Annotated in this window: 23 protein-coding genes; all 23 read left to right on the top strand. The window is 50.0% G+C overall.

The window, feature by feature from the left end; all coding sequences use genetic code 11:
• The coding region (locus HMPREF3143_RS20175; RefSeq protein WP_139145881.1) for a DUF2345 domain-containing protein at positions 1-953 on the top strand (953 nt) is incomplete at its 5' end.
• Positions 954-956: 3 nt separating this feature from the next.
• Complete coding sequence (locus tag HMPREF3143_RS20170; protein WP_039266813.1) at positions 957-1,373, top strand: DUF4431 domain-containing protein; 417 nt, start codon at positions 957-959, stop codon at positions 1,371-1,373.
• Positions 1,374-1,391: 18 nt separating this feature from the next.
• Positions 1,392-3,233 carry a TIGR02594 family protein gene (locus HMPREF3143_RS20165; RefSeq protein ID WP_045334242.1) on the top strand — a complete coding sequence of 614 codons (1,842 nt, stop codon included), beginning with the start codon at positions 1,392-1,394 and terminating at the stop codon, positions 3,231-3,233.
• A gap of 29 nt (positions 3,234-3,262) precedes the next feature.
• On the top strand, positions 3,263-3,757 hold the full coding sequence (locus tag HMPREF3143_RS20160) for a sugar ABC transporter permease (RefSeq protein WP_072205015.1): 495 nt from the start codon (positions 3,263-3,265) through the stop codon (positions 3,755-3,757).
• A gap of 49 nt (positions 3,758-3,806) precedes the next feature.
• Positions 3,807-4,364, top strand: coding sequence for a M949_RS01915 family surface polysaccharide biosynthesis protein (locus tag HMPREF3143_RS20155; RefSeq protein WP_039266811.1), 558 nt, complete (start codon positions 3,807-3,809; stop codon positions 4,362-4,364).
• A gap of 129 nt (positions 4,365-4,493) precedes the next feature.
• Positions 4,494-5,702, top strand: coding sequence for a hypothetical protein (locus HMPREF3143_RS20150; protein ID WP_039266810.1), 1,209 nt, complete (start codon positions 4,494-4,496; stop codon positions 5,700-5,702).
• Positions 5,699-9,157 carry an ImcF-related family protein gene (locus tag HMPREF3143_RS20145; RefSeq protein ID WP_070534193.1) on the top strand — a complete coding sequence of 1,153 codons (3,459 nt, stop codon included), beginning with the start codon at positions 5,699-5,701 and terminating at the stop codon, positions 9,155-9,157. Before HMPREF3143_RS20150 ends, HMPREF3143_RS20145 begins: the two co-directional genes overlap by 4 nt.
• Positions 9,157-10,758 carry a type VI secretion system protein TssA gene (gene tssA, locus HMPREF3143_RS20140; protein WP_070534192.1) on the top strand — a complete coding sequence of 534 codons (1,602 nt, stop codon included), beginning with the start codon at positions 9,157-9,159 and terminating at the stop codon, positions 10,756-10,758. Before HMPREF3143_RS20145 ends, tssA begins: the two co-directional genes overlap by 1 nt.
• A 30-nt stretch (positions 10,759-10,788) precedes the next feature.
• Positions 10,789-11,931: a PAAR domain-containing protein gene (locus HMPREF3143_RS26385; RefSeq protein ID WP_052686619.1), complete on the top strand. Its 1,143-nt coding sequence runs from the start codon at positions 10,789-10,791 to the stop codon at positions 11,929-11,931.
• A complete protein-coding gene (locus tag HMPREF3143_RS20130) occupies positions 11,924-12,175 on the top strand; it encodes a hypothetical protein (RefSeq protein WP_045334249.1) in 252 nt (83 codons plus the stop codon). Before HMPREF3143_RS26385 ends, HMPREF3143_RS20130 begins: the two co-directional genes overlap by 8 nt.
• Positions 12,176-12,260: 85 nt before the next feature.
• Positions 12,261-14,015, top strand: coding sequence for a type VI secretion system baseplate subunit TssF (gene tssF, locus HMPREF3143_RS20125; protein ID WP_070534191.1), 1,755 nt, complete (start codon positions 12,261-12,263; stop codon positions 14,013-14,015).
• The gene (gene tssG / locus HMPREF3143_RS20120) at positions 13,979-15,064 is read left to right on the top strand and encodes a type VI secretion system baseplate subunit TssG (RefSeq protein ID WP_070534190.1); all 1,086 of its coding nucleotides are present in this window, start codon (positions 13,979-13,981) and stop codon (positions 15,062-15,064) included. The genes tssF and tssG overlap by 37 nt, the downstream gene beginning before the upstream one ends.
• The gene (tssJ, locus tag HMPREF3143_RS20115) at positions 15,042-15,587 is read left to right on the top strand and encodes a type VI secretion system lipoprotein TssJ (protein ID WP_032675272.1); all 546 of its coding nucleotides are present in this window, start codon (positions 15,042-15,044) and stop codon (positions 15,585-15,587) included. Before tssG ends, tssJ begins: the two co-directional genes overlap by 23 nt.
• Complete coding sequence (gene tssE, locus HMPREF3143_RS20110; protein ID WP_070534189.1) at positions 15,587-16,042, top strand: type VI secretion system baseplate subunit TssE; 456 nt, start codon at positions 15,587-15,589, stop codon at positions 16,040-16,042. The genes tssJ and tssE overlap by 1 nt, the downstream gene beginning before the upstream one ends.
• Positions 16,043-16,056: 14 nt before the next feature.
• Entirely contained in the window at positions 16,057-16,527 is a 471-nt protein-coding gene (locus HMPREF3143_RS20105) for a hypothetical protein (RefSeq protein ID WP_070534188.1), read from the top strand.
• A 104-nt stretch (positions 16,528-16,631) separates the two neighbouring features.
• The gene (locus tag HMPREF3143_RS20100) at positions 16,632-17,963 is read left to right on the top strand and encodes a VasL domain-containing protein (RefSeq protein WP_070534187.1); all 1,332 of its coding nucleotides are present in this window, start codon (positions 16,632-16,634) and stop codon (positions 17,961-17,963) included.
• 489 nt (positions 17,964-18,452) lie between these two features.
• Positions 18,453-18,698: a helix-turn-helix transcriptional regulator gene (locus HMPREF3143_RS20095; protein WP_070534186.1), complete on the top strand. Its 246-nt coding sequence runs from the start codon at positions 18,453-18,455 to the stop codon at positions 18,696-18,698.
• Positions 18,695-19,546, top strand: a complete 852-nt coding sequence (locus tag HMPREF3143_RS20090) for a hypothetical protein (RefSeq protein WP_070534185.1) — start codon at positions 18,695-18,697, stop codon at positions 19,544-19,546. Before HMPREF3143_RS20095 ends, HMPREF3143_RS20090 begins: the two co-directional genes overlap by 4 nt.
• 14 nt (positions 19,547-19,560) lie before the next feature.
• Positions 19,561-20,565 (top strand): P2 family phage major capsid protein, encoded by a 1,005-nt coding sequence (locus HMPREF3143_RS20085; protein ID WP_070534184.1) that lies wholly within the window; start codon positions 19,561-19,563, stop codon positions 20,563-20,565.
• Positions 20,566-20,654: 89 nt separating this feature from the next.
• Positions 20,655-21,245 (top strand): host cell division inhibitor Icd-like protein, encoded by a 591-nt coding sequence (locus HMPREF3143_RS20080; RefSeq protein ID WP_169809889.1) that lies wholly within the window; start codon positions 20,655-20,657, stop codon positions 21,243-21,245.
• Positions 21,242-21,481 carry a hypothetical protein gene (locus tag HMPREF3143_RS20075; protein ID WP_042713601.1) on the top strand — a complete coding sequence of 80 codons (240 nt, stop codon included), beginning with the start codon at positions 21,242-21,244 and terminating at the stop codon, positions 21,479-21,481. The genes HMPREF3143_RS20080 and HMPREF3143_RS20075 overlap by 4 nt, the downstream gene beginning before the upstream one ends.
• The gene (locus tag HMPREF3143_RS20070; protein ID WP_042713599.1) at positions 21,471-21,881 is read left to right on the top strand and encodes a DUF5375 domain-containing protein; all 411 of its coding nucleotides are present in this window, start codon (positions 21,471-21,473) and stop codon (positions 21,879-21,881) included. Before HMPREF3143_RS20075 ends, HMPREF3143_RS20070 begins: the two co-directional genes overlap by 11 nt.
• Complete coding sequence (locus HMPREF3143_RS20065) at positions 21,878-24,565, top strand: DUF927 domain-containing protein (protein ID WP_070534183.1); 2,688 nt, start codon at positions 21,878-21,880, stop codon at positions 24,563-24,565. Before HMPREF3143_RS20070 ends, HMPREF3143_RS20065 begins: the two co-directional genes overlap by 4 nt.
• Positions 24,566-24,873 lie beyond the last annotated feature (308 nt).

The raw sequence follows: 24,873 nt of genomic DNA, 5'->3' as shown, positions 1-24,873 counted from the left end.
CCCGGGAGCAGATGACGTCCATCTCCGATGATGCACAGAAGGCGACCGCAAACCCGGCCGATCTGCAGGCGCAGATTCAGCTGCTGGAACAGCAACTGACGGACCTTAAAAAGTCGGTGCTGTTGATGAGCGCACCGGAGGGGATGGCGCTGACCAGCGGACAGCACCTGCATGTATCGGCCGGTCAGAACCTGATTGCCACCGCCGGAAAAAATGCAGACGTCAGCGTGGTGAAAAATCTGTTTATCGGGGTGGGCAATGCCCTGAGCGTTTTTGTGCGTAAGCTGGGCATAAAGCTGATAGCAAACCAGGGACCGGTACAGGTACAGGCGCAGAACGATCTGATGGCATTGCTGGCACGAAAAGAAATCAGCATCGTAAGCACGGAAGATGAAATAAAAATCATCGCGAAGAAGAAGCTGACTCTGAATGGTGGTGGGAGCTATATCAGGATTGATGCAAGTGCGATTGAATCTGCTACTGCAGGTGAATATCGTACGAAAGCAGGACATTATGGGCGTAAGGCAAGCGCATCAGAAAAGGTCACGCTGCCTGTCTTTCCTGTAATGGAACCTGGCGAACAAAGCTTGCGTTTTGCTTTCCCTGGCGCCGATAGTGTCAGCCAAAGTATGGACTGGATGACAAATCAGCCATACAACATTACTGACAGCAATGGGAAAATCCTGTCGACCGGCACGGTAGACAGTTCAGGTCGCTTCCCAAAAATAGTGCTGCCTGAAAGCGATACATTAAACTTAATCATAGGGCGAGAGACTTGGCTCAAAGAAGAGCTTCCAACATCAGTCGAAGAGGCTGAGGTAGATAGTGCGGAAGATATAGAATCACTGGAGTCTGATACCGATTCGGATGATACCGAGACAGCAGAAGATCATACTTCTGCGCTAACAGAATCAATGATCGCAAAACTATTAAATTTAACTACGACAGGGTGATCTATGTTAAAGGAAATTTGGAAGTCTATTTTTTGCTTTATGATCGTGCTTTCTAGCTTTAGTGCATCTGCTACTTGCTTAAAGGAAGGGGATAAAGTAAGTCTGACAGGAGTTGTTAGCGAAAAATTATACTACGGCCCTCCTGGCTGGGGGGAGGATAAAGCGAATGATGAGAAGCTACATGAGTGGATATTGCATTTAAAACAGCCACTCACGTGTGTAACAGACGCAGATACTGACAACCAAAACTGGAATCAGGACGTTCAGTTGATAATGCGTGATAGTAATGACTATAAAGCAAATAAAAGACTTCTAGGAAAAAGTGTCAGTATTGATGGCGTAATATTTCTTGCAGAGACCGGATATCACATGACGCCTGTTTTATTAGATGATGCCAAGTTTGAAGTTGCAGGCAAATAGCAGAGAGGATTAATTAAAATGCGCTTTATAAATGCTATTTATCATGCATCGACAAAAACGGTAGAATATGAGTCATCAAATGGCACAAGATTGTTAAAAACTGGGGGCTCACTGAATTGGCGATTCAATAACCCAGGAAACCTTATTTCTGTAAAAAATCAGAAAGGAAAAATCGGTATTGGAGTTGTCTACAATCCAGACAAACATTCATTCGCAATATTTTCTAGCATAGAAGCTGGGGATAATGCCAAACGATCTCTGCTCAAACGAAAATATAAGGATTTTACTATTCCAGAAATGATGAAAAAATATGCTCCGGGGAATGATGGTAATAACCCTGAAGCTTATGCCAATTTTATCATGTCTGAAAGTGGGGTCGCTCAGGGGGAGAAAGTAGGAGAACTTGACGATTCAAAATTCAGTAAGGTAATCAAGGCAATTAGCAAAAAGGAAGGTGGCTTGAAGCCGGGCACCGAAAAATGGGTGTATGTGACAAATGTGACTGTTTCAGACGGCTCCCGCCCAGTTGCTGATGTGCCATTTAAAGTGACGCTCGGAAGCACTAGCTACGAGTGGAAAACAGACGCTTACGGCAAGCTCAAGACAATCATTCATACGAAACAAGGAATGGCTATTGTCGTCAAATATACTAATTCTGCTGGAAAAGAGGATGTTGTTTATTCAGCAGTTGCTGGGGATGAAACGAAGAATATACTGCTCACGCGAAATTTTTCTCAATTCTCTGCAAAAACTCTTGCCGATACTCCCAAAGTTCCACGTGCGAAGAGTACTCAAAAACCGATTGAGTATACAGTCATGTCAGGCGACACTCTCTCGAAAATTGCCGAACGTTATAAGACAAGCACTGATGAGATTGCCAAAAACAATAATATAAAAGATGTGAGTAAGATCTTCCCTGGCCAGCATTTGACTATATATGGTGTCAATGCTAATGGGCCTTCGAACTATACCGTTGTTCCAGGGGACACGTTGGTGAAGATCGCAGAAAAAAATGGTGTGTATGTTGATGATATTGCGCGGCAGAATAATATATCAGATCCTAATAAAATATACCCGGGACAATCAATTTCGATAGACAAAAGTGGCAATGTTACGTCTGGTCAAACTGAAAAGCCAGTTGCAAATCCGATAGCCTCAAAACCAGCTATTAAAAAACCTGAAAAAAATAGTATAAACAATGAAAATAAAAAAACACTTGATTCAGTTGGAGGGAAAAATTCTGGTAATCCGATTGCGTTACTACCTCATGATCAGAGAGAGGCTCCGTGGATGGCGGTTGCATTCGAGGAGGGAGAGACTCGATGGAAATGGGGGCGTGTAAAGGAAGGCGATGGCGGAATAAACTACCATAAGAAGACTGGCATTAATATGTCTTCCATGGTTGGTAATTCTAATCCGTGGTGTGCTTCTTTTATAAATTATTGCCTTAAAGAGTCAGGGTATTCGACATCTGGTAGCGCCAGTTCTCAATCTTTCTCGAAAAACAAAAATTTTATAAAAATATCTCAACCTATATACGGTGCAATAGTTGTTTTGCGGAAAAAAGGATCTTGGACAGGACACGTTGCTTTTATATACTGTTTTTTTGAAGATGGTGAAATAGGTGTGCTTGGCGGAAATCAGGGAGATAGTGTTACTATAAATCCATTGTATCAAGTTTATATAAATGGGCGGTTACATTATGAATTGATAGGGTTCTATGTACCTAAGCCATATTATGCTTATGCACAAAAAACAATAAGTTCAGGTTTGAGGAAAACAACAATGTCTAATATTGCAGAGTTGCGTGAAAGCCTTGGAGCCAATCTACCCTCGAATGAAGATGAAAGAACAAGGTGATAAATAAAAAATTTAATACTGGAGGTAATATGAAGTATCATTATGTTTTAGCGTTGTCACTTTGTTACAGTTCCTCTGTACTGGCAGTAGAGTGTATGGATAAATCAAATATAGATTCTCTAAGAGAAATTTTCAAAACAAATAACAAGAAATTGTTGATTGAAATGGCTTCAAAAGAAGTGAAGCAATATATTGAAAGTGACTTACTTATCAAAAATAAATACAGTACACTTGTTAATGTATCTGAGGTTTACTATGGTTGGGGAGTGGACAAAAAGTCTAAGTATCCTGTTAACACATCGGCAGTTTTCCCAAATGAAAAAGTGTGTGTATGGAATGTATCTTTTGCACTACCGGAGTCTATGAGAAAAAAATGTGATGATGATGGTGCCTATGGGTATTTTATTGAATTTAAGAAAGTTAATGGGGAAACAGTTCTATATAAGTTTACCTCTTTGTTTGACTCACTTCCTGACGGAACTTTAGCTTGCAAAACTGCAAATAAGTTTATGCTACAAAAATAGCTTGTGAGTTTTGAAGTTCGCATCTCATTTTAAATAAAGGGTATTATTGATGAATTGTTATTCGGCACTTTTGCTGCTGTTTAGGTTGAGTTGCATATTATTTTTGTACCCAGTGAGCTCTACTTTTGCTAAAGATCTAACCCCTAAAGTAAGGTGGAAAGACAATTCTGGTGAGCATTTACTGGTGATAAAAAAGGAGATTAACCAGAATAACATTGGAGAACATTTGTCAGTAAAACAGGTGACGAAGGGAAAGGATGATTGGATTCTAAATGATTATGTTAATGACTGTGAAGTGGATATTAATCTGAATTTGATAAAAGAATCAATTGAAGTAAACAATAGTTTTGCCGATGGCGAAGGCACTGTTTTATTTGCTTATAAAATTGGATGTATTGGTGGGATAGACCCAGTTACTGTAAAGTATTTCGCGTATAAAAATGGAGTAAAATATTCCCTACGAGGGGAAGAGCATATCATAGTTGAAAACGGTGGGTATGGTGGAGAAAGCCCTCCGGTTCCAGATTACAATCTAAAAAACGATAAGCAACTGCTAAATTACATGCTGAAGAAATGGAGGTCTATTTCAACGACCAAATTAAATTAACGTGTTTATCCTTCATTAAAATAATGAACCTTTTTTGATTGTGACCTTTCACGTGGTTTTAAGTAAATTATTCCCTCACCTCATATTTACCCAAAGCCAATTTAGTTAATCTGTAATATGAGAGAATGAATGTTATATACACTTAAACATTTGCCAGAATGCTACCCCAGACCTAAGCCTCTGAAATTTTCTCGTTGGATTATTGCTCTGATTGCCATGCTTTCGGTCAGTGTTATATTAATGCGTATATTTGGGCGTTATGTTGAAAACCTGTATTTTTGGAAAATTGCTTTAGGTGTGCCTATCGTTTTGTGGAGTGTTCCGTTTGCTTCTTGTCTGCTTCTGTGGGCATTGCAGGATAGCAAAGCAAATGCTTTCGACAAACAACGAGAACAATGGATTCTTCGCGAAACCCGTAAGGCACGTCGTGCACTGCAGGTGCTGAATGCAACATTCATTACCGGCCACTCATCAGTTGCTCAGAAAGATACAGCTATTGCGATGCAAAATAACGATAGCATTATTGTTTCGCAGGTCGACCGGGATGGTAATGAAAGCTCCAGGATGAGCCAAATTTCTTCTAGCCCGCAGGACTCGCTAAAATTTGTGATAACGAATATTTTTTCGAAGTTGATTGCTGGCATTCCTTTCGCACATATCCCTGACAAAGTACCACTGGTCATATTTTTTGATGTAACAACATCGCTGCCTCTGGAGAGTATTCGCCATTACTGGGATGAAACCTGGCAAAATAGCAATATTACTCTTCCTGTTGAATATGGTGAGGGGAGTGGGCTCAGTGTAATCGACCGTTGGTTGAATGAACGTATTAAAGATAAAGCAATGCTATTGATTGTGGGTCTCCAGTTAAAGCCTGCCGAATCTGACAACACAGCTGAAGCCGGTGTAGCACTACTTCTTGGCAACCGCCTGACGCAGGAGGCTCTCGAACCTCTCGCGCTGCTGCATCGGCCAGATGCTGCTCCAACCGGTGAGCTGAGGGAGGGGATGAACATGGCTGCCTATAACGCCCCGCTCAGAGAAAATATCGTGAAAAATATGTGGCTTGCCGGGCTGACGGGTGAGCAGCGTGCAGAAGTTATCGCGTGCCAGAATGCGCACCCTGCGCAATCTGTAGAGGACGAAGCCGTCATTTCGCTCGATACATCTATGGGACATGCCGGTGCCGCGGCCCCCTGGCTGGCTATCGCTGCCGCCACCGAAATTGCCCGACAAACTCAGTTACCACAGATGATTATCTGCGGTGATACCACACAGAATGTGCTGTGGAGCACGCTCATTACCCCGATTGCTTCCCGACAGGAGATGGATCCGTGAAGCTACCCTTAGCACCGAAGACTACGGAAGGCCGCTATCTTGCTGTCGCATTGATTTTCTTTTTGCTGTTGGCCGTTATGACGTTCATGGTCTGGAAGCACCCGGATATAGCCGGGATTGAAGACGGAAGTCAGCAGCAAATTCACTGGCTCATCGCCGGCGGATGTATTTCAGGATCTGCCCTTATCGTATCCGTAGTGCTTCTGGCGGCAGTTCGTAGTGTCGGTAAGCAGGAGTTTAATGCGCTTGTCGACAATACCAACGGTGATGATGAGAAAAAGAAACGGGAAAATGATAAAGCACCTGTTCACCCTGCAGTGGCCATGTGTAACAAGATTCGGGGACATCTTCGCTCCCGTGTTGGCCTTTACTGGCGTCGTAAAACCCGTCTGCTGTTAATCACTGGCGATGAGGCAGCAATCGAACTGCTGGTACCTGGCCTGCAGGAAAACCAGTGGCTTGAAGGTAACCGTACCGTTCTGATTTACGGCGGCAGTCTGACTGCTGAGCCTGATAAAGAAAAATACGCCGCGCTGCGTAAACTGCGTCGCGGGCGCCCACTGGACGGTATTGTCCGCGTCATGCCGCAGTCGCTTAACCTGACCCCACAAATCAGCGACAACGATTTACGCGGGCTGGAAAAGCTCAGCGAGCTGCTGCATTACTCAGCCCCGGTCTGGCTGTGGCAGCTGTGCGACAGCGCCTGGCCGCAGGCGACGCGCCCTGAGCAGGCGGTGGGGGCCAGCTTCCCGCCACGCGCCAGGGAAGACGATATTACCCGCCAGCTTGAACTGATGCTGCCGGCCCTGCGGGCGCAGGGGGTGAGCCAGGTCGCTGAGAACACCCGCCATGACTTCCTGCTGCGCCTTGGCCAGTACCTCAGTGACGGCGGTATCGCCCGCCGGGCCCGGCAACTGGCGCCGTGGCTGTATAGCTCACAGCAGCGCATTCCGCTGCGTGGCCTGATGTTCAGCCTGCCGGACAATAAACACGCCGGTGCGTCACAGGAAAAAGACGAATATGTCCCGGAATCACAGCGCCATGCCCTGACTCTGCCGGTGATCTGGCAGGGGATTGTTGATGACTGTACCCGCGTGCGCGGTCGCCGGGTCGGTATGGCGTGGGAGCAGACGCTCGCCTGGACGCTGATGACTATCACCGGGGTCTGGGGAGCCGGGCTGTTGCTCTCTTTTGCCCTGAACTACAGTCAGATTTCCTCTGTGGCAGGTCAGGCCCGCAATCTGGTGGAGCATCCCTCTGTATCGGATTATCAGCTGACGGCCCTGCATACCCTGCGTAATGAAGCCGGTCGCCTGCAGCATCATATTCAGGACGGTGCGCCCTGGTATCAGCGCTTTGGTCTGGACCATAACCAGCAGCTGTTCGACGCGATGCTGCCCTGGTACGGCGTGGCGAACAACCGTCTGATACGCGACCCGGCAAATGAAGCGCTTAAGCAGAAGCTCACCGCGCTGACAAATTCTGCCCCCAACAGCGACCAGCGTGCACAGCTGGCGAAGCCAGGTTATGACCAGCTGAAAGCCTGGCTGATGATGGCCCGTCCGGATAAAGTCGATGGCGCATTTTATGCACAGACCCTGAAAGCCGTGCAGCCCACGCGGATGGGGATTTCAACCGGCCTGTGGCAAAGCCTGGTGCCGGATTTGTGGGCTTTTTATATCGCCGAGCTGCCCGCGCAGCCACAGTGGAAAATCACACCGGATGCGCAGCTGGTGAGCCAGAGTCGCCAGGTGCTGCTGCAGCAAATCGGGCGTCGTAACGCTGAAAGCACCCTGTATGAAAATATGCTCAAGTCAGTGCGTCGTAACTTCGCCGATGTTTCCCTGGAGGACATGACCAGCGGTACCGATGCGCGTCGACTTTTTACTACCGAGGTGGTCGTGCCGGGCATGTTCACCCGCCAGGCCTGGGAAGGGGGCATTCAGCAGGCTATCGAAAAGGCTGCAAATTCCCGCCGGGATGAAATCGACTGGGTGCTGAGCGATTCCCGTAAAGCCGTATCGGCAGATCTGTCGCCGGAAGCGCTCAAAGCACGTCTGACAGAGCGTTATTTCATTGACTTTGCCGGCAGCTGGTTGAATTTCCTCAACAGTCTGCACTGGAACCCGGCAAACAATATTGCGGACGTTACCGACCAGCTGACGCTGATGAGCGATGTCCGCCAGTCGCCACTGATTGCCCTGATGAACACCCTCGCCTGGCAGGGGCAAACCGGCCAGCAAAACGAAGGCCTTTCGGATTCCATCATCAAATCGGCTAAAGACCTGGTCGGCGGACAGGATAAACCGGCGATTGACCAGTCTGCGTCAGGCCCACAGGGGCCGCTCGATGAAACCTTTGGCCCGTTGCTACAGCTTCTGGGTAAAAACAAAGGTGGTAATGTCATGTCGGCGGACAACACCCTGAGTCTGCAGACGTATCTGACCCGTATCACCCGCGTGCGTCTGCGACTGCAGCAGGTGGCCAGCGCTTCTGACCCGCAGGCAATGATGCAGACCCTGGCGCAGACCGTATTCCAGGGCAAAAGCGTGGACCTCACCGACACTCAGCAATACGGTAGCCTGATTTCGGCAAGTCTTGGTGAGGAGTGGAGCGGATTTGGCAGCACAATGTTTGTGCAGCCGCTGACCCAGGCCTGGGAGACCGTACTTCAGCCGTCGGCAGCCAGTCTGAATGACAAATGGAGCCGCTCGGTTGTCGCGAACTGGCAAACTGCCTTTGACGGCCGTTTCCCGTTTGCTGCCAGCAAAAGCGATGCCTCTTTACCGATGCTGGCTGAATTTGTCCGTAAGGACAGTGGACGGATAGAGCGCTTCTTGTCGACAGAGCTCAACGGTGTGTTGCACAAAGAGGGCAGCCAGTGGGTACCGGATAAGGTCAACAGCCAGGGACTGAATTTTAACCCGGCCTTCCTGCGGGCCATTAACCAGCTGAGCCAGCTGTCAGACATCCTGTTCACCGATGGTAGTCAGGGCATCAGCTTTGAGCTGCAGGCGCGTCCTGTGCCACAGGTGGTGGAGACGCAGCTAACCATTGATGGACAAAAGCTGCACTACTTCAACCAGATGGCCGACTGGCAAAGCTTCCGCTGGCCGGGAGAGACTTACAAACCGGGAACGATGCTGACATGGACCACGGTCAACGCCAGTGCGCGTCTGTTCGGGGATTACAGCGGGACCTGGGGCTTTATCCGCTGGCTGGACTTGAGCAAGCGTCAGCAGCTGGACCGCAGCCAGTGGATGATGAGCTTTACTGCACCGGATGGTCGCACCCTGCAGTGGGTGCTGCGCTCACAACTCGGAAAAGGCCCGCTGGCGCTGTTGGATCTGCGTGGTTTCACGCTGCCGGATCACATATTCAGTGTCGACAGCGCGGCCACCGCTCAGGCGCTGATGGCTAATACGGAAAACAATGACATGGAGGGCGTCGAATAATGAGCACATTGCAGAATTTGGTTATCGCCTGTCAGGCTGACGATGCTCAGCTGCGTGAACAGGCGCAGACGCGCACGGATAACTGGCAGCCCTGGCTTGCTCCGGTAAGCGTAGCCAGTCCGACCGGGGAAGACCCGGGATATGACGATGATTTTCAGCTTATCCGCGAAGAGGTTAATAAGCTCTCCGGAATTGATACCGAACTGATATGCACGCTTGCTGAAAAGTTACTGACCACCACAGCCAAAGACATCCGTATTGCGACCTATTACTGCTGGGCGCGACTGCACCAGGATGGCGAAGCCGGCTTTGCCGAAGGGCTTGAACTGCTTGCCGGATTATTGCAGCGCTACGGCATGCAGCTTCACCCGCAGCGGGACCGAAGCCGCAAGGCTGCACTGGAATGGCTTGCCGGTAGCCGTGTCCTGGACAGTCTGTCACTGTTTCCGGAGGTCATCCGCGAGGATGCACAGCGTACCGCCGGGGCCTTGCTGCTCATCAGTACCCGTCTGGAGACCGAGCCGGAAGCATCGCGGCCAGAGCTGAATGCCCTGTACAGCGGGCTGGAGTCTCGCCTGATGAAGGCCGGGGGTGTGGATGCCGTGGTACCGCAGAACGCAGGGAATAAGGCGCAGTCACAGCCCTTTACGCATGCGACCGAGTCAGATGCGCCGGTTCTGAACCGCATCACCTCCGGTCAGGATTTGCTGGCCCAGGCCCGTACCCTGACGGGATATCTGCGCGAGCAGCCTGATGGCTGGCTAGCCGCACACCGGCTGATGAAAAGCTTGCGCCATGACACGCTGAGAGCGATCCCTGCACCGGATGCCGAAGGGAAAACACGTATCGAACCACCGCGGGCTGACCAGCGGGCCATGCTTAAACGGTTGTACCTGCAGCAGAGCTGGCTGGAGATACTGGAGCAGGCGGACAGCACCTTCTCGCGTGGTGCTAATCACCTCTGGCTGGATTTGCAGTGGTATATCCACCAGGCTCTGGTGAAATTGGGGCACGATGTGCTGGCCGATATCATCATCGCCGATCTGAAAGGGCTGCTGAGCCGTCTCACAGGACTTGAAACGCTGGCCTTTAATGACGGAACGCCGTTTGCCGATGAGGTCACGCTCAACTGGATAAATCAGAGCGTGCTGGACGATTTGTCCAGCTGGCGGGATGAGTCGGTCAGTGCTGCTGGTAAGACAGATAACGATATCCTGCTCCTCGAGCCGGAAGCGCTGGATAAAGCGGACACTGACGGTCTGGATGCCACACTTCACTGGCTCCAGACCCGTCCTGGTTGCGACTCTACAAAAGACAAATGGCTGCTGCGCCTGCTGATGGCCCGCATAGCCGAGCAAAAGGGTAAAAATGAGCTGACCCTGCATCTGCTGGGTGAGCTCGATAGCGCCGCACGGTCAATCACCCTCACGCAGTGGACACCGACACTGCTGTTTGAAGTGAAATCTCGTCGCCTCAGACTGCTGCGCATGAAAGCCACACGCAGTGAAACCGATAAGTCACGCCTTCAGCCTGAGATGGACCAGCTTTTGGCCGGTCTGATTGCGCTCGACCCGGCAGGCAGTGCGGTGCTTTGTGGGTAACAGGACGGAATACAACTAAAAGGAAAACATATGCCAACAGAAGGTTTTTATCTGGTGCAGGGTGACAAAACGACCTGCGGCGGGAGAATTACCTCGGGCGCCGAGGATCACACTCTGTTTGATAAACTGGTTGCGCGTGAGCAGGACAGCGTGACCTGTGGAAAATATCCCGGGCTTTACAGGATAGCCGGTGGCATCGACAACGATACCATACACGGCAGGCGAATGGCCGGAACACTCGATAGCTACAGTACCTGTCCATGTAAGGCTAAGTTTATTCCGTCGATGATGAATGATACGTATGAGAAGAGTTCGGCTGGTGCAATTTCAGATGCAGGAGGAGCTGGAAAGACATCGTTTCTGGCTGGCTCACAGGCTGATACGATGTTTGCTCCGGGAATTGATTGTAGCCAGTCTGGTCAATATGACCTTGCGGGAGAGTGTATTGCAGAAACGAATGAACTGAGTGATGGCGTTTTCCTCTGGACAGAAACCCAAGGTGCAGGACATGCTTTCGTTTCAATACACTTTAAAAATATGATCTATGTGTTCACCTATGGACGATATGATCAGGAAGGATTTAGTCCTGTAGGTGAAGGCGTGTTGATTAAATATTCCAGCGAAAGAGCGGTAAGGTTTTACGCAAAAGAACTTTATCGAATGAGGGCGTCAGTTTTTAAAATACTGGACGTCGATGAATCCAACACGCTATCAATATTTAATGCTTTATGGTCATCCAGCAGCGTTCACCCTGATGGAAAAAATACCAGTGCGGAAATAAAAGAAGATGGGCGCGTTATTGATAGATATAACCTGGCAGTTAACAACTGTACTACAACGTCAGTAACGGGACTTAAAAAAGCAGGTACAGGAATATTTGACGTGAGACTGCTAGACTCTTTGGGTTACAGTGAAGACTTTGCGATCCCATCGTCTTTGAATGCTTATCTGGAGGATTTAGCTCTAAATCCAGCTGATATGCGAATAATTAAAATGACTGACGAATTTAAGGGCAGCTATCATAACGCTTCAGATTATAAAGAAATTGATGGTGTAGGCAGCGGTAATGAAACTGCCGGGGCAATAGGCAAAGGAAGTGGGCTCACCGGAAAAGGCTCGAGCGGTTATGCCCCCACAACATTCAGCCAATCCCAGGGAATTGAGAATGATTAAGCGTATACTGCTAGCTTTTGTGCCTGTAGCCTTGTTTTTACTGGTCAGTACAACAATTCTTTCCCTTTCACTCATGGATATCAAATACACTTTTGAATCCGTGTTAATTGGAACAACTCTGGATTATTTGGTTGACGAAACCTACTCCATTGTTTGGCTGTTTTATGGTTCTTCGAATATTGCTTTTGTTGTTATTTATATTGTCTCTCTTATGGTGTTTAAGCGAGTAAGCAAGAAATATTAGTCGATACCATATCAATAAGTTGCAGGCTGTGATGGCTTCACTTGATCCCTGAATACTGTTAAACATTCAATCATATTGGTTTTCTATGGACGACTTAACCCTGCGTTATTATGACGCCGAAATGCGCTATCTGCTGGAAGCCGGCGAAGAGTTTGCGCGTGCTCACCCCGAGCAGGCAGCAATGCTCAACCTCGATAAAGCCGGTGCGCGCGACCCGTATGTTGAACGCCTGTTCGAGGGCTTTGCCTTCCTGATGGGGCGCTTGCGTGAAAAGCTCGATGACGACCTGCCTGAACTTACCGAAGGGCTGGTCAGCCTGCTATGGCCGCATTATCTTCGTACCATTCCGTCGATGTCAGTGGTGGAGTTCACGCCTGACTGGCTCGAAATGAAAGAGCCGATGCGCATCGTCAAAGGCTTTGAGGTGAACTCAAGGCCGATCGGTGAGAAGGGCACGCGCTGTCGGTACACCACCACCAAAGAGATCACCCTTCAGCCATTGTCGCTTGAGAGTGCCCGGCTGGCAACCGATCCGGATGGCCGTTCGGTCATCACGCTGCGCTTTAACTGCAGCCATCTCGCCGACTGGAGTCGTATCGATCTCAGCCAGATCCCGCTCTACTTTAACGCTGATGCCCCGCTGGCCTGCTCCATGCATGAAGCCTTTACCATGAACACAGCGCGCCTCTGGCTGCGGATGCCGGGTGACATGGACAGAAGACCGCTCGACGGATATTTCACCGCGCTGGGCTTTGGCGATGATGACGTCCTGTGGCCGAAAGGAAGCAGCAGCTTTAGCGGATATCAGCTGCTGCTCGAGTACTTCACCTTCCGTGAGAAATTCATGTTCACCGGGCTGCGTGGGCTGGAGACAGTGGCCTTTCCGGCTGAGCTCCCCTGGTTTGAAATCGACGTGGTGCTGGCAGAACGCTGGGAGCATGATTTCAGCTTTACCGAAAAGCATCTGCGCCTGAACTGTGTGCCGGTGATTAACCTGTTCCCGCTGGAATCTGACCCGCTGACGCTAAACTCCCTGCAGACCGAATACATGCTGCGCCCGATGCGCGTGCAGGATGGCCATACCGAGATATATGCGGTGGATTCGGTGATGTCATCGAGCCAGCATACCTACGTGCCATTTTCAAGCTTCCGCCACAAGGGCGGAATGATGCGCCATGAAGCCCCGGAATATTACTACCACACCCGCGTGCGCCGTGGCCCGTCGGGGTTGCATAACACCTGGCTTATCCTCGGCGGGGAAGCGTTTGATAACCACACGGTGCCGGAGGATGAAAGCCTGTCGCTGACGCTAACCGGCACCAATGGCCAACTACCTCGCAGAGCGTTGCAAAGTACCGTGCTCGATACAATGATGAAAACCACTTCAGCCAGTATCGCCGTGCGTAACCTGTGTGCGCCGACGCTGCCTTGTTATCCCCCGGCGCAGGATCGCTTTCACTGGCGTGTGCTGAGCCATCTCGGCAGCGGTTTCCTGTCGATGATGGACAATGCCGACGTGCTGCGCGGCACCCTGGCGCTGTATGAGTGGACCGACAGCGAGATGAACCGCCGTCGTCTGGAGGCGATTATCGATGTGAAGCACAGTGAAACGGAACGCTTTGAGCAGGGATATCTGGTGCGCGGGGTGCAGATTGAGGTGACGCTTGAGAGCAACGGCTTTGCCGGGCGCGGCGATATCTGTCTGTTCGGCGAGATGCTGAGCCGCTTCTTTGCACTGTACACCGATATCTATCTGTTTAACCGCCTGATTATTATTCTGCAACCGACCGGAGAGCGCCTGGAATGGGAAGAGAAGCACAACCGCCGCATTCCCGGCTGACCCCGCGGCTGGAGGCCGAGCTTCACCGCATCAACTTTTATCGTTTATGCCAGCTACTGGAGAAGCGCCATCCGGACAGGCCGCTGATGGGCTCTACCAGCCATCCGGCGGATGACCCGGTACGCTTTGCGCCGCACCCTGGAATGGGGTTCCCGGCCAGTGAACTGAAGGCTGTCGAGTATGACGAGGATGATGACAGCAGGCCACCGCTTATCCGCACGACCTTTATGGGGATGTACGGTGTTGATTCGCCTCTACCGACCGCCTATCTCGATGACATTTCCCAGCGCCGGGAAGGACATGAGGCGCTGCAGGGGTTTCTGGATATTTTCAGTCATCGCATCCTGACGCAGTTTTACCGCGTCTGGCGTAAATACTCGTATCCGGCCACGTTTGAGCCCGGCGGCACCGACAGCATTTCGCAGTCGTTATTGGGTCTGGTTGGTCTGGGCATACCGGGCACTGCGAATCATATAGCCACGCCAGTGTCCCGCTTTCTGGCGCTACTGGGTGTGCTGCAGCAGCCGGGCAAAACTCAGGAAGGGATGCAGGCACTGGTGCGCCTGCTGGCCCCCGATACGACGGTGCAGGTGAGTCCGTATTGTCTCCGGCCTGTAGAGATTGACAGGCCGCTGAGTTTTTACGGTGACGAAGAGTTTCTGCTTGATGGCAATACGCCTCTGGGTGACGAAGCGATGGATGCCAGCAGTCAGCTGCTGATTGCGCTCACGACGGATAACGAACAGGAAGCGCAGGGCTGGAAACCGGACGGTCTGTTGTATCAGGACTTTCTGGTGATGCTGCGGGTTTATCTCGGGTGGCGTTTTAAGGCAAAAATTACTCTGACCACCCGGACCTGCCTGCTGGCTGCGCCGCCGCTCGGTGAAGGTCGCTTCTGGCTGGGGATGAATGGCGTGCTGGGCGCGGAAGACGAATATCTCCTGGACGATATCCCGCAGACCTTCACGACGGAACTGGGCTATTACACCGGCCTGCAGCCCTCAACACCACAACAAGGAAACCGACGTGTTACGTACAAATTCAATTAAGACTTCGCGCTGGCTGCTACCGCTGCTGACATTCAGCCTGGCAGGCTGCGGGGTGACGCAGAGCGTCACCGATGGCACTAAATCGGCGTTTAACGCCGTGTTCTACAAAAAAATCAAGGTGCTGCACCTCGATTTCACCGCACGTGAGGCGCTGAACACCGACTCCCGTGAAAGTAACTCGCTGTCTCAGCCGGTGGTGATAAGGGTTTATCAGCTCAAAGACCGCAAAACCTTTGATAAGACGGTGTATCAGCAGTTGCTTCAGGATGATAGCACCATTCTGAAAGACGACATGCTGGCCAGTCGTGATGTCGTGGTGAAACCGGGTGGCGATGCAAACCTTGATATGCCAATGGAAGAAAAGGCGCAGTTTGTCGCGGTGGTAGGGCTCTTCCGCCATCCGGATATGGACAACAACGCCTGGAAGCAGGTTATCAAACGCAGTGACCTGGATCCGGATAAACCACGTATCCTGGAAGCAGGTGATAACTCTCTGACGCTACAGCCGCTTAAGGAAGACTGATGCCCTACGGACATAACGCGCCTTCGCTGTATGAAATGTTAACGGGAAATTTTACAGGCGGACTCAACCTTAGTCAGGTCAGTGAAGAAAATCAGGTCATCCTCTCGGTGCTGGATAACATGCAGCGCGTTCTCAACTGTCGTGCCGGTACGCTGTCGCACCTGCCGGACTACGGCCTGCCGGATATGACCAAAATCCTGCAGGGCATGCCGGGAACGGCCCATGAGCTGATGGGCACTTTGTCTTCCGTCCTGCTCAAATATGAACCCCGCCTGAAAAAAATAACCGTTGTCCTGCTGGAACAGAACGTCCCCGGCGAACTGCGTTATGCCATTGACGCTGAACTTAAAGGGATTGGTCTGGTGCGCTACGGGACTGAGTTTATGCCCGAAGGACGGGTCCTGTTGAGGCATCTCAGGCAACAACAATATCTCGATACGACCCTCCGTATATAAGGTTTGATAACATCATGTCAGTAAAATCACAGTTCCTGAAAAAGTTGCAGGCACGACAACCTGCACCAGTTCCTGCCATCAGCAAGAGTCAGGCTGATATTGCAGAGTTTCGCCAGCGGATGGCTCAGCTTCAGGAGCAAATGGACGCGTGGCTGACGGATACGGGACTGAATGTGGAGCCACTGACCGTATCCGTTCCGGATCTGCTGGTGGAGGGCGGGGCTTTTGAGATTTCCGGTATCGTTTTGCGCTATGACAGCCGGGCGGTCAACTTTATGCCGATCTTTCTGTATGGACAGGGCGTCGCTGGTTGTGTCGAGGTGACTTTCTGTTCCGGAGATAAGGTGATTTCTCAAGGACGCCTGTTCATGCGGGTGGGGAGCGCAAATGGCTGGATCTTTACTCCCCCTGATACCTCATCCCGATCCGGACAACTATTGGATGAAGGTGTGTTTTTCGGTCTGATTTTAGCGCTGCTGTCATAGCGATAACATTCATTCCTTTAATGCGTCATTGCATTTTAAATCGCCAAATAGCCCTACAGATCAACTAATGAAATTAACCGAAACGGATATGCAGGCCCTCCAGGATGACCACACATATAACGTTAAAAACCGGCGGCGACCCGCGCACGCTGCCAGATTACGCCGCCCTCCGCGATGAACTCAGTAAGCTGACGCATCCTGCTCGCCCGGATGTGAACTGGCAATATGTCGAAAGACGCTGTCTCTCTCTGTTCGAACAGAACGGTGTGGAGTTGCAGACTGCAGCCTGGTACACCCTAGCCCGTACTCACCTGTCTGGATTAGCAGGCCTGAACGAAGGGCTGGCGATTCTGGAGGCCCTGATTAGCCATCAGTGGGACGTTTTCTGGCCTAAGACGCTACACGCTCGTATGGAAATTCTTAGCGGCTTGAGCCAGCGCCTGCAGCAGCGCATGCGTATGCTTCCACTCAACAACAGCCATCTTAGTGAGCTTTATCGTGCTGAAGTGTTGCTTACCCGGCTGGGTTCGGTGCTCCAGCGCCTTGAGCTGAAACACCTAAGCCAGTTCGATACGTTACGAACAATGATACGTTCGAATGCTGAACGGCTGGAAAGGAGTAATGACGCATCAGATCTGAATGCACGCATGATGCCCGGTTGCGAAATACCTCAGGAAAGGGCAGAGCCGGTTGACGAAGTGAAATGGGTCTATGTTGTGCAGCCGGAGAATCAGCCTGATGCAGAGGGTCTTACGACAGCGCACGGGTCGGTCAGACCATGGAAGCCCTTTGTCGCCGGGATGTGTTCTATGCTGGTGGTCAGCCTCGCCGCGGCGTGGGGAGGGGGCTTTCTGTCCAGACCCGATCCCTTAACGACTCAGGCTAATGCATCTCTGGCGCCGTTACCTGAAGTGCTTACACCTGTTCAGCAAGACGCGTTAGCACAGCAAGGTACTTTACCGTCCACATTTATCACTGAAACGCAGCAGCAGCTTGACCGACTGGACAAGCTGCCCCCTGACTGGAATATTTCCTACAGCCTTCAGTTGTTAGCGCAACTCCAGACAGTGCGGCCGGAGGAGGCGAAGCCGCTCGCCGTGCAGTGGCAGCAAAAATTTAACGCGGCAGCGTTGCCTGCTGAGGCCATGAACAGCTGGTATCAGGGAATGATGAAGCTTCAGCAACTGAGCCATCGGCTGAGCAGTCTGGATGAGCAAAAAGGAAAATATATCACGGTGAGTGAGCTTAAATCGGTGGTTTTTTCGACTATACAGTCATTTAACCAAACAATACCGGCTGAAGAACAACTCCGACGCCTGTCACAGCATCCAGCCGGAGATGCGCTTCCTGAAGCCGAAAAGACCCAGCTGGAGTTGCGCCTAAGACAGCTTGCTGCGCGTTACGCTCAAATAAAACAGGATTCTTCTGCTCAGTGAATTCTGGCGATAGACAGGTGAATGCACGTGAACGTCAAAGTGTCCCCTGCATGAATGAAACCTGCTAATTTATTCCATGAAATATAAGGATATTTTTTCTGTTTAAATATTGAGTTATACATATAAATATACACATGTATTAAAGCTTGTGCTCTAACAGGTCTGGACTCATTCTATAACGCCTCCAGCCTCCAGCCTCCAGCCTCCAGCCTCCAGCCTCCAGCCTCGAATGTGATTTTACAAAGTGTTACATATTTCATTCTTCAAATTTGATGATTATCAGCGATGAACAACGGTTCTCAATTGTAAACAGCCGTTGTCACCCAGCAATATTGGACAATATTGGATAATATTGGCAAAAAAATTATATTCAAATATTTTGAATATCCTGCAATCGTGCAAGCTTTACGATTAAATACATCTATGTAAGTATATAACCATCCAATGAGGACAAGTTATTACCAACATATTTAAAAAAAGGACAAAGCTATGGGGTTTATATCTCAGGAATCCGCTGCATATAAAAAAATTAGGCTTTTAAGAATGTCTGATGTTATTTCATTAACCGGCCTGCCGAAATCGACTATTTATTTAAAGATCAAAAATAAAGAATTTCCTAATCAGGTTCCTATTGGTACGAGGTCTGTTGCATGGGTAGAAGCAGAAATCAATGATTGGATAGAGAAAAACATTCAAAACAGAAAAGAAAAATGCCAATGGGAAAATGTGAAATGACTAACACTAAATTAATTTCATTCAAGAATGAAAGTACTTCTATTCTTAATAGTTATCAGGTAAGTATTTTTAAAGAACAATATGGTGATTCTGCATGTATAATAAGAATCATCGAGATCTCTATGTTAAATAAACTGCGTCATAAAGGAGAGAAATTACGTTCTTTAACAGGGCTAACAATCCCCGATACGGAAGCGACTGCCGATGAAATTAATCTCTTAATGAGTCGATTTGAGGTACTATGTCAGCGTGAAGAAGAAGAGTTATCTTTCCGACAAAAGGATGTTAGCTCTGCCGAGTACGCATTAAAAAATGCAGGGTTGAATGTTAACGCCAGAACAGTTTCTGAAGTAAAAAACAAAAATGCCGTGAAAGGGGCGCGTGATGCCTATGAACGGCAGTACCATTCTGCATTTTTACGGCAGAAAGAGCAGCAAACGCGGGTAAGTCTCTTCAGAGGATTCGGAAGTTTGTTACTTGAAGAAGCTGAACATATCGGGAAGAACGTTAGTAAAAAATATCTTAACTCGTTTTCCAGACCGTTAACTTCTCCCGCTGAGTTTATTAATGTTTTAAACGATGCGACTTTAGTTCGGGATGTGAGATTTATCTTGGATGCTCTATGCGCACTGGATAATGCAGTTGAGCACATTCTTAAATGTTGTGCATACCCAAATGACCGTTACGAACTGGAAAGAGGTGGGATAAGTCGAACTATGGCCTATCGGGAGTACTACCGCGCTGAAAATGCCATTCTTCGCTCCGTAGTAAGCGATCGTGAGTATGCAGAGCATGCTGTGAAATATAATCAGCTCTCTGAACACAAGAAAAAAATATTTCGTAAATAATAAAAGGATAAATCATGTATGCATTCAAAGCCGAAAGGCCGGACGCTGCACGCCGTTATCACAGTAAATTCGTATCTGGCACAAATTACCAGGAATCTTCAAACAGAAGATTTACATTAAGTAAACCAACAGAAAATATTTTGCGAAGCTCAATTCTTGAGTCTGGTTGGTTAATCAATAATATCACTTTGCGTGACGTAAATGCTGTTTCAGGTAATGCCATTAATATTGGAGCCAGCGAGTTACATACAGGACGAGTTCACGGCGGCAGATTCCGTAAGATGTTAGCGATAAATGGCACTGAATTTTTTCTGTCCGAAACTGACACGTGTGCACGAATCAGCTATTTAGATATGTCACATATTTATCATACAGGTGCTCAGGGCGAATTTGATAAATCGGTCAGTGCGTTTTTTAGTCAGGCTTATGCACTTGATATGTTGCGGGTTGGTTTTAATGGAGAGTCTATTGCCGATACGACTGATCCTGAGATCAATAAAAAAGGTGAGGACGTAAATATCGGTTGGCATGCTCTGGCAAAAGATTATCGAGATGGTCAGCAGGTTTTAAGCACCCCTCTAACTCTTGGAGATACCGGGGAATGGAAAAACCTCGATCTGCTTGCTAATCACCTCATCACTGAGTTGATTGCAGAGCCTTATCGGGAAGATCCGCGTCTGGTGGTTCTCGTGGGTGCCGAGCTTGCTGCTAAACAGCGTCTTAAGCTCTTCAACGCGGCTGATCGCCCGGCTGATGTGGAAGCTGCGCAAATGGCAGTCAGTTCGGTTGCCGGACGGTTTGCTTTTATCCCGCCGTTCATGCCGGGAAAACGACTTGCGGTCACTACGCTGGATAATCTGCACATTTATACCCAGTCCCGAACACGATCATTTCGCGCTGAGTTTGATGATGAGAAAAGTGAATACGTTAATTCTTATCTGCGGAATGAAGGATATGCGCTGGGTGAACCAGAGCTTTATGCGGCTGTTGATGAGAGTGCAGTGACTTTTTCTGACTGAGACTGAAAAACAAAAAGACCCGCAAAAAGCGGGTCTTATGCACAGCAACAGGATAATGAAAAACCGTAACTTCGGTCTGAGGTTCAAGGATGCCTGGGTTTATCTTTATGTTCAACAAACAAAATTCGGTTATAAAATTCTTGCGCCATGCTAATTGCTCGGGCTATATTCGCAGCGTTGCCGCAAAATCGGCAACCGGGCGTAGGAACCCGAGTAATCTAACGGCGACACCACACGCGCCAGGCGTGTTTTTTTGTGTCGTAGCTTTGACTCACCCTTATTTTATGGTGTGGTGGTTAACCGTATCTATTCGTTATTTACGCCACATCATCCAAATTATGGTAGTCCAGGCGGGGCAGCTTTCGGGCTGGCCGGTATCCGTTAGAGCCGGTATTCCTACCCCCGTCTGGGCTACCACCCATGAGCGTAGGAACTCCGGTGGTAGCGTTACCCGCTATCTAACGGAGATTGCCGCCATGGCTACGATCCCTGCTTTGTCTCGCCCCCAATATACCTTTGTATTTCTCGCTGTTCGCCGTACTGATTATGCCGCGCGTCCATTCGCTGTGCGTACTGTTGCAACCTGCGAGCGTGCTGCCCGCATGAAACTCGTTGCCGATTTTGTACTGAGCTTCGCCGCACGTATTCCGATGAACAAACTCGGGGAGGTGAGCGCATGAGTCATTTACCCATCCCTAACCACGGTTGCACCTTGACTGAAGCAGGCGAGAACCGTCTTTTACGGGCTGCGCTGGCGAGCGAGTTCCTGGCCGAAGTTCTGTCATTTCCTGCGATGAGTGGGCAGAGAACAGTTTCTGCTGAGGGAGCCGCAGCAATCATGGCCTGTATTGCAGAACAGCTGGAGGGTGTGGTGAGAGAAACTAGTACCATTAAAGGAGAAAAGCATGAACGCTAATCTCGTAGTCCATTCACCTGAGTTTCGGGCGGCATTTCTGCGTTCCTGCATTGCTGATGCCTATATTTCCCTGATGGTGCGAATTAATGGGGAGGCTGTGTATATCGAGGATGGCGAGCGTATCGAGCTTACACCTGATCGCGTGGCCATGAATATTCTTTATCACATTGAAGCGCCCTGGATTAACGAATTCGGCCAGGAAGAGGGGCATCGTCTGGCGTGTGACGTTCTGGAGCGAATGCTGTCACCTGGTTACATGGCTGAAAATATTCGCCTTTCCGCATTTGGTGTCTCTGAGCTACGTGAAGTGTACCGGGACATCGTTTTCGGTGCGCCAGATGGAGAAGTACCTCCGGGTTTCAGCATTACCACTGCGGGAGTCGGGGAGGTACTGCTATGAAAGTTCAGTCTGTATCTGCGGTTTCGGGGGCAGCAAACGGGCGCTGGCCACACATCCTTTCCGCGTTAGGGATTAATGTTCCTTCCGCCCGACGCCACGGTGCCTGTCCGGCCTGCGGCGGAAAAGATCGCTTTCGTCTTGATGACAAAGAGGGGCGCGGAACATGGTTCTGTAATCAGTGCGGCAATGGCGATGGCCTTGATTTAGTCCGTCTGGTGACTGGGCGCTCAGTGAAGGAGGTCGCGGGAATGGTCTCTGAGGTTCTGGCCTTGCCTGAAGTACAGGATAAACCCGCTATGCCAGCCAGGAAAAAGGTGGCGGGAAAAGAGACCGGAGCAGACCGCTATCAGAAACTTAAAAAGTTGTCTCAAAACGGTGAATCAGCCTATCTGACCGGAAAGGGATTGCAGGGTTACTCTTTACCGCTTCTTACTGCTGCCATCAATCTGGCGGGGATGACTTTTCCAGCCGGGTCGCTGCTGCTGCCTTTAACTGACATCACCGGGAATGTTACAGGCGGTCAGCTTATTAACTCTGATGGTGATAAAAGTCTTTTACCCGGCAGTCAGCTGTCAGGTGCTTTTATTGCCGTGGCTGATGTTCCGTCTGATGCTCCAGAACAGGTCATTATCACTGAAGGATATGCCACTGCGTTGACGGTCAGCCTCCTGGCTGACGGTTGGATCGTTGCTGCCATTGCGGCCACAAATTTGGTGAAGGTTGCGGAGCAAATCCGCATTCGATGGCCGGACACCCGGATTATCCTCGCTGGAGATAACGATCTTGTTGACGGGAAAGAGAACACTGGCCGGGTATGGGCTGAAAAAGCCGCGAAAGCCGTAGATGGTTGGGTAACGCTTCCTCCGGTACGTCATAAAGCCGACTGGGATGATTATCGTCAGGAAACCGGGAAGGAAAGGGCGCGTGAAGCCTTCAGGGAGGAAATGACATTGCACGGAAAAGGGCAAACCAGATTGCCGCAGGGGTTCAGGCTCACGAAAGAATATTTGTGGTACGACAAGCTGGTGAACAAATCAGATGGTGACACTGAGATCCGCAATATCAAGATTTGCAGCCCGCTGCGTGTGACAGCTATCACCAGCGATGCTGACGGCAGCAACTATGGCCGACTGCTGGAATGGGTGGACACCAACGGTATGAGCCGAAAATGGGCAATGCCGATGGAAATGCTGGGCGGCAGCGGAGAAGAGCTGCGGCGCGTACTGCTGGTCAATGGGCTTTCTTATATCAATATCAACGGGATGGCCAGAGCACACCTGATGGAATATATCTCCCTGTGCAAACCCGACAGAAAAGTGACCTGTGTAAATAAAACAGGCTGGCATGGCGGGGTTTATGTTCTTCAGGATGAAGTGATCGGCAAAGAGTCACAGTCTGTCATTCTCCAGACTTCCAGCGTTCAGGGGCGTGATTTTCGGGTTACGGGCACCACGGAAGAATGGCGGGAAAATATAGGTCGCTATTGCGTCAATAATGCCCGACTGGCCTTTGCCGTAAGCCTGGCATTCGCCGCGCCGCTTCTGAAGCTGGTTGGCATAGGTGGCGGCGGTTATCACCTGAAAGGTGAATCTACAGACGGTAAAACTACGACCATGAAAGTGGCTGCTTCGGTGTGCGGTGGTACGGATTTCTGGCATACATGGCGTGCTACCGGGAACGCGCTGGAAGGAACGGCCAGCCGTCGCAATGATGCCACACTGATGCTTGATGAGATCCGCGAGGTGGATGGCAGAGAGGCGGGGAATATTGCCTACATGCTGGCGAACGGCCAGGGCAAAGCCCGCGCCCGAACTGATGGTTCGGTACGGGAAACAAACCGCTGGAATTTGTTGTTTCTTTCCACGGGGGAGCTGTCACTGGTCGAGCACGCTGCCAATGCCGGAGAGCGAACCTACGCCGGGGTTGAAGTACGCATGATTCAGATCCCGAGTGATTCGGGCAAGCATGGAGTATTTGAGGAGCTGCATGGCTTTAGTGGTGGTAAAGCGCTGGCGGAGCATCTGGAACACGCCGTTACTCATTATCATGGCTCACCCTTCCGCGACTGGCTGCATTGTCTGACAGCCGATCTTCAGGAACTGACCCGCCAGGCGAAAGCGCTGCTGAAGGACTACACCCGCAGGTTGACACCAGCGGATGCAGGAAATCAGGTTGGGCGTGCTGTTACCCGTTTTGCGCTGGTTGCTATGGCGGGAGAACTTGCCACACAAGCCGGGATAACCGGATGGCCTGAAGGTGAGGCGTTCAGGGCTGCTGAGTGTTGCCTGGCCTCATGGATGGCTGATCGTGGGCATACCGCGAACCAGGAGGATAAAACCGCACTGGAGCAGGTCAGGGATTATATGACACGCAACCAGTTCAGCCGCTTCGCTGACTGGCACGACGACAGGAACCGTCCACTGTCGATGATGGGGTTCAGGAAAGTGGACAAGGGCGACAACGTGACAGAATCCACTGTGACCTTCTACGTATTGCCATCTGGCTGGAAAGAAATTTGTAAAGGGTTCGATTCGCGAAAGGTAGCCAGATTGTGTGTTGAGGCGGGCTGGCTGAAAGCCGGGGAAGACGGGAGAACGCAAAACAGCGTTCGCCTGCCAGAAATAGGGCTTAAGCGCGTGTACCAGTTTAATACGCAAGTACTGGGCAGCGCCGATCCCGAATAGTTATCGCGTGAGTCTTATTTTTATGAGGTAACACTGGTAACAGAGGTAACAGGCAGTAATGACGAGGCTTGCCACTGTTACCAGTCAGAAATATCCACTGGTAACAGTGGTAACAAAAATCAGTGTGTTACCACGCGTTACCTCTTTATTTGGCTTACTGGTAACAGATTAATTTCAATTAAATCAACGACGTTACACGTGTTACCAGTGTTACACGTTCAGAGCAAGAGGGAGGGAACCAAAATCCCTTCTTCTGGCAGGCAACAGAGGTTTAGCTATGCGAGTGATGAAAATTTACTGCCCGGAGT

Source organism: Enterobacter sp. HMSC16D10, assembly GCF_001807145.1.
GTDB classification, from domain to species: domain Bacteria; phylum Pseudomonadota; class Gammaproteobacteria; order Enterobacterales; family Enterobacteriaceae; genus Enterobacter; species Enterobacter roggenkampii.
Note: the sequence above shows the minus strand (reverse complement) of the source record. Positions and strands in the feature narration are given on the sequence as shown.